Source organism: Psychrobacter sp. GW64-MNA-CIBAN-0177 (genome assembly GCF_040309585.1).
GTDB lineage: Bacteria > Pseudomonadota > Gammaproteobacteria > Pseudomonadales > Moraxellaceae > Psychrobacter > Psychrobacter okhotskensis.
Genome location: NZ_JBEOOY010000230.1, coordinates 1 through 273, shown reverse-complemented (window position 1 = coordinate 273; position 273 = coordinate 1). Strand labels below are relative to the sequence as shown.

Genomic DNA, 273 nt, shown 5'->3' with positions numbered 1-273 from the left:
GAACATATTTATCGAATATGGTTTGAGGGGGAGCGGATGGACACCAAAAAATATTCTGAAAGTGTTGTCGAAGATATTGTACAGTGGGTTGAATGTTCATTGAATAAAACCTTGCCAGTAGAAATCATTGCTGAAAAATCTGGTTATTCACGATGGCATTTTCAACGTTTATTTAAACAGGCGACCGGCATTGCGCGGGGTGAATATGTTCGCTCTCGTCGATTATCCTGCGCTGCCATCGATCTGAAACTAACTTCCAGAACAGTTCTGGAC

Annotated in this window: 1 protein-coding gene; it reads left to right on the top strand. The window is 41.8% G+C overall.

Translation table 11 applies throughout. From position 1 onward, the window contains the following. Positions 1–36: 36 nt before the first annotated feature. Positions 37–273, top strand: a 237-nt coding sequence (locus tag AAEY79_RS14875) for an AraC family transcriptional regulator (protein ID WP_352289147.1), incomplete at its 3' end; no start/stop codon positions are given.